Raw genomic sequence first — 14,295 nt, forward strand, 5'->3', positions numbered from 1 at the left:
GAATCCCGGTGCTAGACCAGTCCCCAGCATCACCACGCGGCTCGGCGCGGACAGTGAATTGGGGAGAGTCGCTGCATGCGTCCCGCATGCCGCGCTGGGGTGGCGGTCTTGCGAGACGTGTGCGTGCTCTCCGAAGGGTGCCCCGTGGGGGGCAACAACGAGAGGTACGCACCCAAATGTCCAAGCAACTCCTTCTGGCCCTCGGTGCCGGTGGCGCCGTCACCGCGGCCGTGGTCGCGTCTGCCGCGACGCTCGGCACGGTCAACTCGACCGACCTCGGCGCGGGCGTCAACGTGGTCGCCTCGTGCGATGACGACGACATCTCGGTCGACTACACCACCGAGTACTCCAGCGACACCGGCAGCTACACCGTGGCCTCGGTGACGCTCTCGGACGTCGACGTCGCGTGCGCCGGCCAGAGCATCGACGTCACCCTCGCCGACGACGGCAACGCCGACCTCGGCACCGCGAGCGGCACGATGCCGGCATCCCCGGCCACGACCGTGACCCTCACCGTGTCGGCGACCTCGCCGCTCACCGACGTCGAGGCGGAGGACGTCGAGAACGTCGCTGTCGTCATCAGCGGCTAGCACCTGACCGGCGGGGGGCAGCCGGCCTAGCCATGATGGTCGAGCTGAAGATCCGAGCCAGGCGGCGCAGACCGTGGCTGCGCCGCCTCTTCAGCATGCTCAGCTGGCTGAGCACGATCGTCCTGCTCGCGCTCGCGCTGCCCACCCCGCTCGGCCCACCCCACCTCGGGGTCACGGTCGTCTCGGGGCCGTCGATGCTCCCGACGTACGACCCGCAGGACCTGCTGGTCACCTGGCGCAGCGACAGCTATCCGGTCGGCACACCGATCGTCTACGGCATCCCCGCCGGCGAAGCCGGCGCGGGCCTCAACGTCGTGCACCGGGTGATCGAGGTCCGACCGGACGGCACCCACGTCACCCAGGGCGACAACAACGACCACATCGACCCGTGGAAGCCCGTCGACTCCGACGTCCACGGCCGGGTCGTCGTCCGGGTCCCTGCGGGCGGCCGCCTGCTGCGCATCGTCGGCTCGCCGATGGTGCTCGCCGTCATCGCCGGCATCCTCACCGCCATGGCGGTGCTCAAACGACCGGACGAGGACGAGGACCCACCGATCCGTCCGCGGTGGCGCTCGCGCCGGCGCAAGCGGCACCGCAAGCCCACGCCACCGGTCGTCCCGATCGCGTCGCGGGCGGTCGCCCTCGCGGCGGTGACCGGGCTCGTCCTCGGCATCGTGCCGGCCCGGGCGGCCGACCTCGGCACGCTCGCCTCCGCCGACATCTACACGGGCACGACGGCAGCCTCTCTCGCCCAGAACCCGGTGTCCTACGAGCAGCACCTGACCAGCGAGGGGCCGCTCCAGTACTGCGCGACGGTCACCGTCACCAACCACTCCAGCGCCTCCGTCGAGTGGGAGATCACCCTCAACATCTCGGCGCAGCCCTACAACGCCAGCTCCGTCGCGTCGTCGTACGGCGTGACGACGGTGTCCTTCCAGCCGGACCTGTGGCGGGTCCGAGGAGCGGACTACAACTCGATCATCGCGCCGAACCAGAGCTACGAGTGGGGCTACTGCGGTGCCCGCTCGGAGACCTCGCTCGTCGACGCCACGGCCAGCGTGAACGTCACCCAGTCCGACGCCCAGCAGTACTGCGCGACGGTGACGGTCTCGACCGCGTCGACCGACTGGATCCGCTGGCGCGCGACCCTCGACCACAGCACGCCGGGCATCACCGACAGCGCCTACTGGCTCGCCGCGCAGCCCACCAACTCCAACAACATGACGAACATCTCGTTCAACGCCGGCACCGGCTCCTGGGTGGTCCGCGGCGTGTCCAGCAACGAGTACATCCGCTCGGGCACCAACGCGACCTTCGGCTACTGCGCCCCGGCGGGTGCGGCGGCGCCGTACATCGACGCGACGCTGAGCGTGTCGATCACCAGCCAGGACAGCCAGCAGTACTGCGCCAGCGTCACCGCGTCGACCACGTCGCCGACGTACGTGAAGTGGAAGGCGACCATCAACCACAGCACGACCGGCCTGTCCGGCAACACCTACTGGCTGAACGCCGTGCCGACGAACTTCAGCAACGTCGCGACCGTGTCCTTCGACTCGAGCACGGGCACCTGGGTCGTCCAGGGCCTGTCGTACAACCAGCTGATCAAGTCGGGATCCCCGGCGACGTGGAGCTTCTGCGCCCCGACCAACCAGTCGGCCACGCTCGTCGACGCGACGGTGTCGGTCAGCCTCCAGAACACCAGCAACGCGCCGGGCGGCCAGTACTGCGCGACGGTCACGGTCTCGACGACGTCCACCGACTTCGTGAAGTGGCGGGCCGTCCTCACCCAGAACACGCCGAACCTCACCGGCCCGAACTACGCCCTGACGTCGCTGCCCACGAACTTCTGGAACTCCACGTCGATCGACTTCACGTCGGGGAGCGGGACCTTCCAGTGGCGGCTACGGGGCGCGGGCTACAACGACCTGATCAAGGCCGGGTCGCCGCAGTCGTTCGGCTTCTGCCGGTAGGCGGACTAGTAGAAGCCGAAGCGGGCCAGGGGCTCGACCAGCTCGCGCTCCTCGTAGGAGAGGTGCGACGTCATCGTGTCGGCGAGCAGGTCGACGGCCTCGCGCAGGCGCATGAGCCCGTCCGGCTCGGACACCACGGCGACGAGCGCCCGGTCGACCTCGTCGAGCACCCCGGCGATCACGTGGTGCTCGGCCTCGAGGCGGTCGATGACCGGCACCAGGTCGGCGTCGCTGGCGCGCAGGTGCGGGAACATCGAGGTGTCCTCGATCGTGTGGTGGGTCGTGACGACCCGGCAGTAGGCCTGGCAGTAGGCGCCCAGCGCCCAGTCGTTCTGCCGCATCGTCATCGTGTTGATGAGCGACCGGGCGGCACCGACCTCGAGCGTCCCGGCCTCCACCTGGGCGATCAGGTCGAAGAGCTGCGCCAGCTCCGAGCGAAGGTGGTCGTGCACGTCGACGAGGTGCTGGCCGGCCGCACGTTCGTGGTCGGTCCAGGCCAGCGGCGCGCCGTCGAAGGCGTACGTCGGCCGGGTCGACTCGTCCCACGGCGACCGGTCGCTGCGCCGTACACCCTCGTCGGGGGTCGGCCGGACGGGTGCACCGCCGGCGCGCACCTCGACGGCTGCGGGCTCCGGTGTCGCGGCCCGCGGTGCCCCGACCCGCTCGGCCGCGACCAGCTCGCGCACGGCCGGCGCGACCTCGGTGCCGAACCGCTGGATCGTGACCGGGTCGTCACCGCCGAGGATGAACGTGCTGGTGCCGTGGGGTCAGGGTCAGCTCGGCCAGCCACTCCGGCCACGCCGGGTCGTCGGAGGGGTTGACGTTGTAGAGCCGGCGCACGGCGCTCGGGTCGCGTCCCGCGGCGAGCGCGGCGTCGTCGATGCGCGCGTTGCGCTCGGCCAGGTCCTCCGGCGGCACGTAGGACTGGCTGGGCAGCCACCCGTCACCGACCCGGCCGGTGAGCGCCAGCATCTTCGGGCCGATCGCCCCGATCCAGACCTCCACGTCGTGCACCGGCGCCGGTCCGGACCTCCACGCGCGTCGGATCACCTCGATGCCCTCGTCCAACGCGGCCAGCGCCTCCCCCGGCGTACGGCGCGGGCCGCCGGCAGCCGCGATGGCGTCCCAGAACGCACCGGCACCGATGCCGAGCTCGACCCGGCCCCGGCTCAGCACGTCCAGGCTGGCGACCGTCTTCGCGAGCACGTACGGCGGTCGCAGCGGCAGGTTGCTGACGTTGGTGGTGACCCGCAGGGTCGACGAGCGCGCGAGGACCGTCGCGAGCAGCGCCCAGGCGTCGAGGAACCGCTTCTGGTACGGGTGGTCCTGGACCGTCGCGAGCTCGAGACCGGCCGCCTCCGTCAGGAGCGCGAGCTCGACGACCCGGTCGGGCTGGGCGGCGTCCGGGGTGAGGAACGTACCGAACTGGAGGTCCTGGCCGTAGTCGGGCATGTGTCTATCCTGCCTGGCGGGTCCGTAGGGTTCAGGCATGAGCGAGCGGAGAAGCGCCTGGCTGAGCTGGACGATGTTGGCTCCCCTGGCGGCGATCGTGGTGCTGGCGCTGGCCTGGGGACGCCACCCCGGCACCGTCGCAGCGGTGGCCGTCGGGATCTTCCTGATCGGCGCCGTGCTCTCGGCCGTCCACCACGCCGAGGTGGTCGCGCACCGGGTCGGCGAGCCGTTCGGCTCGTTGCTGCTGGCCGTCGCGGTGACCGTGATCGAGGTCGCCCTGATCGTCACGCTGATGCTCGGCGGCAGCGACACCTCGGCGCTGGCCCGCGACACGGTCTTCGCCGCGGTGATGATCACCCTCAACGGGATCGCCGGTCTCTCCCTGCTGATCGCCGCCGTGAAGTACCGGATGGCCGTGTTCAACCCGGAGGGCGCCGGCTCGGCGCTGATGACCGTGGTGGCGCTCGCGACCCTGACCCTGGTGCTGCCGCGCTTCACGACCAGCCACCCCGGGCCCGAGTTCTCGTCGGCCCAGCTGGCCTTCGCCGCGGTCGCCTCGCTCGGCCTCTACGGCATCTTCGTCTTCACCCAGACGGTCAAGCACCGCGACTTCTTCCTGCCCGTCGCGACGGGACCCGGGTCCGGCTCGGTCTCCGGGCCGGTCGACGAGGACGAGGACGGGCACGCCGACCCGCCGAGCGACCGGGCCGCCCTCGCGAGCCTCGCCCTGCTGCTCCTCGGTCTCGTCGCCGTCGTCGGGCTGGCCAAGGTCGAGTCCTACCCGATCGAGGACGGCGTCGAGTTCCTCGGCTTCCCGCACTCCTTCGTCGGAGTCGTGATCGCACTGCTGGTGCTGCTGCCCGAGTCGATCGCGGCCGCCCGGGCAGCCGCCCAGAACCGCGTGCAGACCAGCCTCAACCTCGCCTACGGCTCGGCGATGGCGAGCATCGGTCTCACCATCCCGGCGATCGCGGTCGCCTCGATCTGGCTCGACGGCCCGCTCGTGCTCGGTCTCGAGCCGACCCAGATGGTGCTGCTGCTGGTCTCGGTGATCGTGTCGATCCTCACCGTCGTGCCCGGTCGCTCGAAGTCCCTCCAGGGCTTCGTGCACCTCTCCCTGCTCGCCGCGTTCGTCTTCCTCGCGATCAATCCGTAGCAGGGTGGTTTCGAGGCTCAGGCCTGGCGGCCTTCGCACCTCAACCACCGTGACGGTGGTTGAGGTGCGAGCGGAGCGAGCCTCGAAACCACCACCACGGCCGAGACAGATCAACGCGAGACGAGCACGCGCGACGGGGTTCCGAGGCGGGCAGCCGGGGCGGCCTGCGCGCGCAGGTGGATGTTCTGGAGCAGGCCGATGGCCAGCAGGCCGGCGAACATCGAGCTGCCGCCGTACGACACGAACGGCAGGGGTACGCCGGTCACCGGCATGATGCCGAGGCACATGCCGACGTTCTGGAAGGCCTGGAAGCCGAACCAGCAGGCGATGCCGGCGGCGGCGAGGCGGCCGAAGACGTCGTCGGTGCGGGCGGCGATGGCGAGGGCGCGCCAGATGACGACGGCGAGCAGCGCGATCAGCACCCCGGCACCGACCAGGCCGAGCTCCTCACCCGCGACCGTGAAGACGAAGTCGGTGTGCTGCTCGGGCACGAAGCCCGCGCGGGTCTGCGAGCCGTCGAAGAGGCCCTGCCCGAAGACGCCGCCGTTGCCGATCGCGATCCGCGCCTGCTCGACGTTGTAGCCGGCGCCGCGCGGGTCGAGGTCCGGGTTGGTGAACGCCAGGAACCGGTCGACCTGGTACTGCTTGAGGAAGCCGGCGGCCACCGCGGCCACCGCGGCGGTCACGCCCCCGGCGGCGAGCAGCCCCAGCCAGCGGCGCGGCGCCCCGGACGCGGCGACCACGCCGAGCACGGTCGCGGAGAGCACCAGCATGGTGCCGAGGTCGGGCTGGAGCAGGATCAGGACCGCGGGCGCGCCGGCGATCACCAGCATCCCGACGACGTCGCCGACGCCGCCCCCGGTGCGCGCCTTGCGCACCTCCGCGCGCTCGGCCACCCACAGCGCCATCCCGATCACGACGGCGAGCTTGGCGAACTCCGAGGGTTGGATCGACATCCCGCCGAGCTGCAGCCAGGACCGGGACCCGTTGATGGTGCTGCCCATCGCGAGCACCAGCACCAGCCCGGCGACCGAGCCGAGGTAGACCAGCGGCGCGACGATGCGGACCCAGCGGTGGTCGGTCACCAGCACCGTGACCATCAGGACCAGGCCGATCACGACGTTGACGAGCTGCTTGCGCAGGTACGCCGTGGTGTCGCCGCCCGTGAGGTCGGCCCGGTGGCTGGTCGCCGACCACACCAGAAGGGTCCCGAGGGTGAGGAGCGCGAGGACCGCGACCATGAGCACCCAGTCCAACCGAGGCCATGTCCATCGAGAGGTGGGCACGTCAGTCCTCCTTCGCGGCGGTCGGCGGGAGGATCGAGCCGTCCCGCATGAAGGTGGGGAGGCCGGCCGGCGGGGTGGTTCCGGGGATCGCGGCGTGCTTCGGGTTCACGGTCATCCCGTCGATCCCGTAGAGCGACTCCCAGATCTTGCGCACCGCAGGGCCCGACGTGCCCGAGCCGGTGCCGGCCTGGGTCACCATCATGACCACCACGTAGTTCTCGTCGTACGTCGCGACCCACGAGGTCGACTGCTTGCCCTCGACCTCGGCCGAGCCGGTCTTGCCGCGCAGGTGGACGGAGTCGAGCGGGAAGTCGCCGAACTTCCAGGCCAGGGTGCCGTTCCAGGCGCCGTCGGACTTCAGGGTGCCGAGCAGCGCGTTGTCGACGTAGTCGATGGCCTGCTTGCTGACCTTCGCGTGCCCGACCACCTTGGGCGGGATCTTCTTGATCAGGGTGCCGTCCGGCCCGACGACCGCCTTGCCGACCCGCGGCGCGTAGAGCGTGCCGCCGTTCGAGAGGGCGGCGTACGCCCGCGCCAGCTGGATCGGGGTGACGATGGTGTCGCCCTGGCCGATGGTGAAGTTGGCCGAGTCGCCCTGCCGGAAGTAGTTGCCCTCCAGGCAGAACTCGTGCGCGAACAGCTTGAGGAACGCCGTCTTCGCGGTCCCGTCGCGGTCCATCGTGCAGTAGAAGTCCTTCATCGACGAGTAGTACGACGCCCGCCAGACCCGGTCCCCGACCCGGCCGCTGGCCTCGCCGGGGATGTCGATGCCGGTCTTCGCGCCGAACCCGAAGGTGTGGGCCGCGGCGGCGAGCGGGTCCTTGGCCTTCGAGTTGGCGGGGTCCGAGCCGTACTTCTGCCAGAAGTGCAGGCCGACCCGGTAGAAGAAGGTGTCGCAGGAGACGTTGAGCGCCTCGGCGAAGGAGATGTCGCCGTAGGACTCCGACTCGTAGTTCTTGAACCAGCGGTTGCCGATCTGGAGCCCGCTGGTGCAGCCGAGGCGGGTGTCGGGACCGAGGTCGTCGGAGAGCGCGCCGGTCGACATGAACGGCTTCCAGGTGGAGCCCGGTGCGAACTGGCCCTGCGTCGCCCGGCTGAGCAGCGGATTGTCGGCCTTCGCCGAGTAGAGGCGCGCCAGCTGCTTCTTGGTGATGCCGCCGACCCACTCGGACGGGTCGTACGTCGGCTGGCTGGCCATCGCGACGATGCGACCGGTCTTCGCCTCCATGACGACGGCGGCGCCCGAGTCGGCCACGTAGTTCTTGTGCGTCACCGGGTCGTACTGCGCCCGCGCGGTCGCGATCGTGTCGGCGAGCTCGCGCTCGACGGTGCCTTGGACCTTGGCGTCGATGCTGGTCACCAGGGTGTTGCCCGGCTCCCCCGCGACCTCGCCGTCGTCGCCGAGCACCCGGCCCATCGAGTCGACCGCGACGCTCTTGTAGCCCGGCATCCCGCGCAGCCAGCGGTCGTACTCCTTCTCGATCCCGGCCCGGCCGACCGACGAGGCGCCGTTGACGGACGTGTCGTCGTCCTTCTCGGCCCGGTCCAGCTCGTCCTCGGTGATCGGGCTCAGGTAGCCGAGCACGTGGGCCAGGTTGATGCCGTAGGGCTGCGGGTAGGCGCGCACGCTCTGCTGCTCGGCCACGACGCCCGGGAAGTCCTCGGGCTGCTCGAGCACCCGCAGCGCCACCGACTTCTTGACGTCCTCGGCCACCGGCACCGGCTGGTACGGCGAGCCGTTCCAGCAGACCCCGGGCTCGGAGCCGTCCTCGCCGCAGGTCACCAGCAGCGCGCGGATCCGGTGCGCCGGCACGTCCACGACGCCGGCGACCCGCTCGAGCAGGACCTTCTGCTGGTGCTCGTCGAGCTTGCCGAGCACGGTGCGGTCGATCGAGACGACCCACGACGTGCGGTTGGCGACCAGCGGTCGCCCCATGTCGTCGACGATCAGGCCGCGCTGCGGCTGCACGACGACCTCGCGCACCGACTGCGAGGTGGCCTGCGCGTGGTACTCCTCGCCGCCGACGACCTGGAGGTAGTAGAGCCGCACGAAGAGGGTCGCGAAGAGCGAGAACACCACGGCCTGGATGACGAGCAGCCGCATCCGCCCGGTCCTCTGCTGCGACATCAGGCGAGCGACCGGTCCGGCTCGAGCTGGCGGAACATCGCCATCACGGGCGGCAGCACCAGCGGGGTCAGCACGACGTCCCAGAGCACGCCCACGAGCACCACCTCGAGCAGCTCGGGGATGGCGATCGCGTCGCCGAGCACCAGGCCGGAGAGGGCGAAGATCGACGTGCCGACGAACGACGACGCGGCGACCGTCGCGACCACCGTGCCGGCGGTCGGCTTGGCGTCGCGACGCACGCGACCGGCGACGTACCCGACGACGACGAGGGCCAGCGCCCAGCGCCCGGCCAGGTGGTCCGCGGGCGGCGCGAGGTCGAGGGCGAGGCCGGCGACGAAGCCGAGGACCGCGGCGAACTCCGGGCCGCGGGTCAGAGCGGCGCCGACGACCACGAGCAGGCAGACGTTGGGGACGATCCCGTCCCAGGCCAGGTGCGGGAAGAACGACACCTGGAGGACCAGCGCCACGCCGACGGCCGCGGCCGCGACCAGGGCGCGCAGGGCGTTCACTGCAGTCCTCCGTCGGCACCGATCACGGCGCGGTCGCTGGTGGTGCCGGTCGGGACGACGACGCCGACCAGGTCGAGCGCGCCGAAGTCGACGAACGGGTCGATGACCGCGCGCTGCGCCGTCTCGCGCAGGCTGCTGTAGACCGTGGTGACGCGGCCGACCGGTACGCCGGCGACGTACGGTCCGCCGGCCTCGCTCCCCCAGGTGACGACGGTGTCGTTCTTGGCGGGGACGGCCGTGTCGTCGACGAGCTCGAGGTCGAGGCGGCCGTCGCTGCCCAGGACGCCGCGGCCGTGCAGGAAGCCGACCTCCATACTGCGTCCGACCCGGCCGCCGACGACGGAGTCGGCGTCGACGATGAGCAGCACGGTCGCGGTCGTGTGGGTGACGCGCAGGACCCGGCCGACCAGGCCGTCGTTGTTGACCACGGTGAGGTCGGGGTGGACGCCGGCGTCCGAGCCGGCGTCGATGGTCACGGTGCGCGAGAAGGACTGCGAGGGCCCGAGGCCGACGACGCGGGCGGGCACCAGCGAGTAGCCCAGGCTCTTGGCCGCAGCCGTGAGGCCGTCGTACTCCTCGAGCCGGTTGCGGTCGTAGTCCTGGGTGGCGACCTGCGAGCGCAGGTCGGAGTTCTCGGCCTGGAGGTCGAGGAGGTCCTGCTGCATCGAGTCGCGGGTGCGGAACCAGTCGGGCACGGCGGTGAACGGCCGGATGGCGGTCGCGGTGCCGATCTCGACGGGGCCGAAGACCTCACCGACCGCGCGCCGGGCCGGGTCCACGGGCGAGGAGGCGAGCGAGTCGAGGCTCATCACGGTGAGGCAGGCCAGCACCAGAGCGACCAGCAGTCCCCGCGAGGAACGCTGCTGGTCGTGGTCGGAGCCGCGCCACCGGCGTTCCTTGTGACGGTCGAACCGGTCGAGCCTCATCCGACCCGCCTGCGGTCAGAGACCAGCACCTGCTGGAGCGCCTCGAACTCCTCCACGCACTTGCCGGCGCCCATCGCGACCGAGGTGAGCGGGTCCTCGGCGACGTGGACGGGCATGCCGGTCTCGTGGCGCAGCCGCTCGTCGAGGCCGCGGAGCAGGGCACCGCCACCGGTGAGCACGATGCCGCGGTCCATGATGTCGCCGGCGAGCTCCGGCGGGGTCTGGTCGAGGGTGCTGCGGACGGCGTCGACGATCGCGTGCAGCGGCTCCTCGAGCGCCTGGCGCACCTCGGCGCTGGACACGGTGACCGTGCGGGGCAGCCCCGAGACCAGGTCGCGGCCGCGGATCTCGGCCTCCGGCTCGTCGAGCATCGGGAACGCGGAGCCGAGGGTCATCTTGACCTCCTCGGCGGTGCGCTCGCCGAGCATCAGCGCGTGCTCCTTCTTCATCCATGCGACGATCGCCTGGTCGAGGTCGTCGCCGGCGGTGCGGATGGAGAGGCTCGTGACGATGCCGCCCAGGGAGATGACCGCGACCTCGGTCGTCCCGCCGCCGACGTCGACGACCATGTTGCCAGTCGGCTGGTGGACGGGGAGCCCGGCGCCGATCGCGGCGGCCATCGGCTCCTCGACGATGTAGACCGTGCGGGCGCCGGCCTGGTAGCCGGCCTCCTTGACGGCGCGCTGCTCGACGGCGGTGATGCCGCTCGGCACGCAGATCACCATCCGCGGCTTGGCGAAGTAGCGGCGCCGGTGCACCTGCTGGATGAAGTAGCGCAGCATCTGCTCGGTGGCCTCGAAGTCGGCGATCACGCCGTCCTTGAGCGGCCGGATCGCGGCGATGTTGTCGGGCGTCCGACCGATCATCCGCTTGGCCTCGTGGCCGACGGCGAGGATGTCGCCGGTGCTGTCGTTGATCGCCACCACGCTCGGCTCGTCGAGCAGGACACCCTTGCCACGTACGTAGACGAGGGTGTTCGCGGTGCCGAGATCGACGGCCATGTCGCGGCCGATGAAGCTGTTAGCCATCGTGTCGCCTTGGTGCAGGTGGGGAAGAAGTGACACCAGGCTACGAACGACCGCCCCGCTCACCGGGGAGGACACGCGGCGTGACCTGCCCTAATCGGTGGACGAGGTCACACCTTCCTCACACCTGCGGGCCGGGGTCGTCCCGACTCATCCAGTCCCGCCACTCGTCCTCGGGTACGTCGACGCAGGGTCCGGCGGCGAGCCGGATCAGCACGTCGCCCTCGGCACCGAGGTCCGGGACGTCCTGCAGGGTGGCCGACACCGGGCCGTCGGTGACCTCCACGTCCTCCGAGGCCGGCGCGACGTCGTACCCGCTCCGCTCGGCGACCGTCGCGAGCTCGGCACCGACGTCCTCGGGGCTGCCGGGGCGGGCGGCCAGGCGCACGTCGGCGGTGTAGCGGAAGTCCTCGTAGCCCTCCGGGAAGCGGCTGGTGCAGCCCTCCCAGCCGCCGCGCGACTCCAGCACGCGACTCCCGAGCACGTCCTCGCTCGCCGCGACCAGGCCCTGGGCGGTCTCCTCGACGGCGTCGCGCTGGGCGAGCAACGCGTCCTCGGCTGTCGCCGGGTCGGGGTCGTCTCCCCCGGACGACGTGCACCCGGTCGCGAGCAGCGCCGCCGCGAGGGCGACGGGCCACCGGTGGTTCACGGCCCGTCCAGCGTGTCGCGCTCCGTGGGGTCGCGGTCCCACTCGGGGTCCTGGGGGCCGGCGTACCAGGGGTCGGTGACCGGGTCGGCCGTGAGCACGGCGTCGTAGTGGCCGCTCACGATCTGGCTCAGGTTGTAGAGCGACTCGGTGCCGTGGTCGAAGTACTTCGAGTGCTCGTCGAAGTCGAGGTGGTCGGGCCGCGTGGTCGACTCCGCCTCGAACCGGATCGCGCCGAAGTCGTCCTCGGCCGGGTCGTCGCCGAGGCCGCCGCCATCGAGCGTCTCGAGGTGCAGCCAGCCGTGGTTGCCAAGGTCGGCGATCGGGTCGCGGCTGTTGGCGCCGGCCCAGACGTGGTCGGGGTCCACCCCCGTGTCGCCCACGTCGTCGGTGTCGCCGCCGACGCCGGGGCTGCCGACGAAGACCAGGTCGTCGACCGGGATCCCCTCGTCGTGGGCGGCGTGGCCGGTCGTCGTGGAGCCGTAGCTGTGCCCGATCGCGGTGAGGTGTGCCGGGTCGCCGTCGCGCGAGTCGCGCAGTCCGTCGATCAGGTCGGCGAGCCGGTCGCCGCCGGCGGTCGCCATGTCCTCGCTGACGACGCCGGCGGCGTCCCAGCCGTCGCCGGTCCACGGCAGGTTGTCGGGTGCGTCGTACCCGATCCAGAACATCGTGGCCACGCCGCCGGTGCCGTCGACGCTGCGGGTCGCCTCGTAGAGGTCGAGCGCCCGGTCGGCCTGGTAGGCCGCGCTCTGGCCGTCGGTGCCGAAGCCGGGGACCGTGACCGCGACGTCGTGGGCGGTGGCCAGGTCGCCGGCGGCCACCGCGACGGCACCGTCGCCGTCGAAGGCGGTCGGGTCGTAGAGGTAGAGCTGGGACGGTACGGCGGCCAGCGTCTGCGGGTCGACGCCGGCCTCGATGGTGTCGATCGCGTCCTGCGCCGCCCGGGCGTTGTCGAGCCACCGGCGCTCGTCGTCGGTGAGCAGGCCGAGGTCCTCGAGGTGGCCCCAGTCGGCGAGGTCGCGGTCCAGCGCCACGGTGTTGGCGGCGTCGCGCGCCTCCGGCGGGATGCCGTCGCGGTTGCCGATCGACCCCGGCGAGGCGGCGATGATCGCCAGCTGCTGCTCGGGCGTCAGCCCGTCCCACCAGGCGTTGACCTCGCGCGAGGAGGCCCCCGGCCCGGGCATCGCGTCGAGCGCGGTGTCGGCCGGGTCGTCGACCCCGCCGTACCTCCGCTCGACCTGGTCGAGCGTCAGCACCCGTGCGAAGGCCTCCTGGATGGCCTCCTCCTCGGCCATCAGGTCGGTGATCCACCGGTCCAGGTCGGTCTCGTACGTCGTCACCCGCGCCGCGCAGTCGTCGCACTGCGCCTGGATCGCGGGTGCCTCGTCCTCGGTCGCGCCGGCGACCCGGTCGCGCAGGGCATGGATGGCCGAGACGAGCTGCGCGCGCTCGTCGGCGAGCGCCGCCCGGCGGTCGAGCAGGGCCTGGAGCGTGGCGGCGTGCTGGTCGACGCGGCGCGCGACGTTGCGCAGCGCGAGCGACATCGCGTCGGCCCGCCGTCCGGTCGGCCGGATCGCGTCGTGGTAAGCCGTCGACCCGAGCCCCGTCCAGTCAGCGACCCGGGCGTCGCCGGCCACGAACACGCCGAGCTCGTCGACCTGGGTCGACGCGGCCAGCAGGTCGGCGGCGTACGCGCGGATGCCCGCGGGGTCGGCGACCAGCTCGGGGACCTCCCGCGGCACCGGCGGGAGCGTGACCGTCCCGCTCATCGGACCTCCTTGACCTGGAGGCCGAGCAGGAGCTGGTCGGACGCGACCGCGGTGTCGGTCTGCAGGTAGTCGGTGGCGGAGGTCCGGAGCCCGTCGGCGCGAGTCTCCGCGGTCTCGCCGAGCTCGCTCACGTGTCGCTGCCAGGTGCTGGCGAAGCGCGCCGCCGCACCCGCGACGCCGGTGGTGAACCCGCCGGTGGGCGCCGCGCCCAGCTGGCCGGCCGCCGCCTCGAGGTCGAGGTGCTGCTCGTCCCACGACCGGGCGGTCCGGCCCATCGCCAGCGGCACCGCCTCCATCAGAGCCTCGCCAGGGCGCGGGCCCGCTCGACGCCGACCCCGAGCGGCGTCGACGTGACGGTGAGGACGAAGGTGCCGGCGTCGGCGTACGACGCGAGGAGGTGCATGGTCGCTCGACGAGCGACGAGCTGGCTGACCGCACCCGCGCGGTGGCCGAGCTCCCACCCGTCTCGGGCGAGCGCCGCGGCGAGCATCGTCAGCGGCGACCCGACCAGCGGTGCGGCCAGCCGGGACCGCGCGACCACGGTGGCCTCGTCCGGGCCGTAGGCGAAGCGGGTGTCCGGCACCCTGCCGTCACCGACCGCCTCCGCCCACGCCCTGGTCGCGGTGCCGGTGGCGAGGTCGAAGGCGTTCGCCACCTGGCCCTCGGTCGCGGCGTCCGGCTGTTCCGGGTCCGCCGGCGGCGGCGCCAGCAGCACGATGTCGACGTCCGGATGTCGGCGCCGGACGGCAGCGAAGAACGGAGGGAGCGGCGCATCCCGAGACTGGAGCTCCATGCGGGGAGGCTGCCCGGGTCCCGCCTCCCGAAACCGCTAGCGCTG

The 14,295-nt window shown here is 72.0% G+C and carries 14 protein-coding genes; 3 read left to right on the forward strand and 11 right to left on the reverse strand.

Annotation, left to right across the window (positions count from 1 at the left end; translation table 11 throughout):
- Positions 1 to 176: 176 nt before the first annotated feature.
- Positions 177 to 590 carry a hypothetical protein gene (locus ACFPYL_RS20970; protein WP_379159023.1) on the forward strand — a complete coding sequence of 138 codons (414 nt, stop codon included), beginning with the start codon at positions 177 to 179 and terminating at the stop codon, positions 588 to 590.
- 95 nt (positions 591 to 685) lie between these two features.
- The gene (locus ACFPYL_RS20975; RefSeq protein ID WP_379159026.1) at positions 686 to 2,560 is read left to right on the forward strand and encodes a S24/S26 family peptidase; all 1,875 of its coding nucleotides are present in this window, start codon (positions 686 to 688) and stop codon (positions 2,558 to 2,560) included.
- 5 nt (positions 2,561 to 2,565) lie between these two features.
- On the opposite strand, the gene ACFPYL_RS20980 is transcribed toward ACFPYL_RS20975, so the two are convergent.
- Both ACFPYL_RS20980 and ACFPYL_RS20985 read right to left on the reverse strand, forming a co-directional pair.
- Entirely contained in the window at positions 2,566 to 3,246 is a 681-nt protein-coding gene (locus ACFPYL_RS20980) for a hemerythrin domain-containing protein (RefSeq protein WP_379159029.1), read from the reverse strand.
- 46 nt (positions 3,247 to 3,292) lie between these two features.
- The gene (locus tag ACFPYL_RS20985; protein ID WP_379159032.1) at positions 3,293 to 4,012 is read right to left on the reverse strand and encodes an LLM class flavin-dependent oxidoreductase; all 720 of its coding nucleotides are present in this window, start codon (positions 4,010 to 4,012) and stop codon (positions 3,293 to 3,295) included.
- A 37-nt stretch (positions 4,013 to 4,049) separates the two neighbouring features.
- On the opposite strand from ACFPYL_RS20985, the gene ACFPYL_RS20990 reads away from it, so the two are divergent.
- Positions 4,050 to 5,168 carry a calcium:proton antiporter gene (locus ACFPYL_RS20990; RefSeq protein ID WP_379159035.1) on the forward strand — a complete coding sequence of 373 codons (1,119 nt, stop codon included), beginning with the start codon at positions 4,050 to 4,052 and terminating at the stop codon, positions 5,166 to 5,168.
- 110 nt (positions 5,169 to 5,278) lie between these two features.
- Here ACFPYL_RS20990 and rodA read toward each other — a convergent pair whose 3' ends face one another.
- The 9 genes from rodA to ACFPYL_RS21035 all read right to left on the reverse strand — a co-directional run bounded on the left by rodA (position 5,279) and on the right by ACFPYL_RS21035 (position 14,250).
- Positions 5,279 to 6,415, reverse strand: a complete 1,137-nt coding sequence (gene rodA / locus ACFPYL_RS20995; RefSeq protein ID WP_379160864.1) for a rod shape-determining protein RodA — start codon at positions 6,413 to 6,415, stop codon at positions 5,279 to 5,281.
- A gap of 40 nt (positions 6,416 to 6,455) precedes the next feature.
- Positions 6,456 to 8,582: a penicillin-binding protein 2 gene (mrdA, locus tag ACFPYL_RS21000; RefSeq protein ID WP_379159038.1), complete on the reverse strand. Its 2,127-nt coding sequence runs from the start codon at positions 8,580 to 8,582 to the stop codon at positions 6,456 to 6,458.
- Entirely contained in the window at positions 8,582 to 9,091 is a 510-nt protein-coding gene (mreD, locus tag ACFPYL_RS21005; RefSeq protein WP_379159040.1) for a rod shape-determining protein MreD, read from the reverse strand. The genes mrdA and mreD overlap by 1 nt, the downstream gene beginning before the upstream one ends.
- On the reverse strand, positions 9,088 to 10,017 hold the full coding sequence (gene mreC, locus ACFPYL_RS21010) for a rod shape-determining protein MreC (protein WP_379159042.1): 930 nt from the start codon (positions 10,015 to 10,017) through the stop codon (positions 9,088 to 9,090). The genes mreD and mreC overlap by 4 nt, the downstream gene beginning before the upstream one ends.
- Positions 10,014 to 11,045, reverse strand: coding sequence for a rod shape-determining protein (locus ACFPYL_RS21015; protein ID WP_379159045.1), 1,032 nt, complete (start codon positions 11,043 to 11,045; stop codon positions 10,014 to 10,016). The genes mreC and ACFPYL_RS21015 overlap by 4 nt, the downstream gene beginning before the upstream one ends.
- A gap of 118 nt (positions 11,046 to 11,163) precedes the next feature.
- A complete protein-coding gene (locus tag ACFPYL_RS21020; RefSeq protein ID WP_379159048.1) occupies positions 11,164 to 11,691 on the reverse strand; it encodes a hypothetical protein in 528 nt (175 codons plus the stop codon).
- Positions 11,688 to 13,457: an alpha/beta hydrolase gene (locus ACFPYL_RS21025; RefSeq protein ID WP_379159051.1), complete on the reverse strand. Its 1,770-nt coding sequence runs from the start codon at positions 13,455 to 13,457 to the stop codon at positions 11,688 to 11,690. The genes ACFPYL_RS21020 and ACFPYL_RS21025 overlap by 4 nt, the downstream gene beginning before the upstream one ends.
- Positions 13,454 to 13,753, reverse strand: a complete 300-nt coding sequence (locus ACFPYL_RS21030) for a hypothetical protein (protein ID WP_379159054.1) — start codon at positions 13,751 to 13,753, stop codon at positions 13,454 to 13,456. The genes ACFPYL_RS21025 and ACFPYL_RS21030 overlap by 4 nt, the downstream gene beginning before the upstream one ends.
- A complete protein-coding gene (locus tag ACFPYL_RS21035) occupies positions 13,753 to 14,250 on the reverse strand; it encodes a hypothetical protein (protein ID WP_379159057.1) in 498 nt (165 codons plus the stop codon). The genes ACFPYL_RS21030 and ACFPYL_RS21035 overlap by 1 nt, the downstream gene beginning before the upstream one ends.
- Positions 14,251 to 14,295 lie beyond the last annotated feature (45 nt).

The organism is Nocardioides hankookensis, assembly GCF_042658885.1.
GTDB classification, from domain to species: domain Bacteria; phylum Actinomycetota; class Actinomycetes; order Propionibacteriales; family Nocardioidaceae; genus Nocardioides; species Nocardioides hankookensis.